The sequence below is a fragment of the Neoaquamicrobium microcysteis genome (assembly GCF_008180155.1).
Classification (GTDB): Bacteria; Pseudomonadota; Alphaproteobacteria; order Rhizobiales; family Rhizobiaceae; genus Aerobium; species Aerobium microcysteis.
This window is the reverse complement of sequence record NZ_VSZS01000021.1, coordinates 1-502: the sequence shown is the minus strand read 5'-3', so window position 1 is coordinate 502 and position 502 is coordinate 1. Positions and strand designations below refer to the sequence as shown.

1 protein-coding gene is annotated in these 502 nt (G+C 65.7%); it reads left to right on the top strand.

Features of this window, described 5'->3' with window-relative positions; translation table 11 throughout:
* On the top strand, window positions 1-502 hold a 502-nt coding region (locus tag FY036_RS00070; protein ID WP_235897419.1), incomplete at both ends, for a GTP-binding protein.

The following is a 502-nucleotide window of genomic DNA, read 5'->3' as shown; positions in this document are numbered from 1 at the left end:
GGCTGCCGACGGCCCGATGCCGCAGACCCGCGAGCACATCCTGCTTGCCCGTCAGGTCGGCGTCCCGGCGATCGTGGTGTTCCTGAACAAGGTCGACCAGGTCGACGATCCTGAGCTGCTGGAGCTGGTCGAGCTCGAGGTTCGCGAGCTTCTGTCGATGTACGAATTCCCGGGCGACGACGTTCCGATCGTTCCGGGTTCGGCGCTGGCCGCTCTCGAAGACTCCAACAGGGAGATCGGCGAGAACGCGGTTCGCAAGCTGATGGCCGAGGTCGACGCCTACATCCCGACGCCCGAGCGTCCGATCGACCAGCCGTTCCTGATGCCGATCGAGGACGTGTTCTCGATCTCGGGCCGCGGCACGGTGGTGACGGGTCGCGTCGAGCGCGGTATCGTGAAGGTTGGCGAGGAAGTCGAGATCGTCGGCATCCGTGCGACGTCGAAGACGACGGTTACCGGCGTCGAGATGTTCCGCAAGCTGCTCGACCAGGGCCAGGCTGGC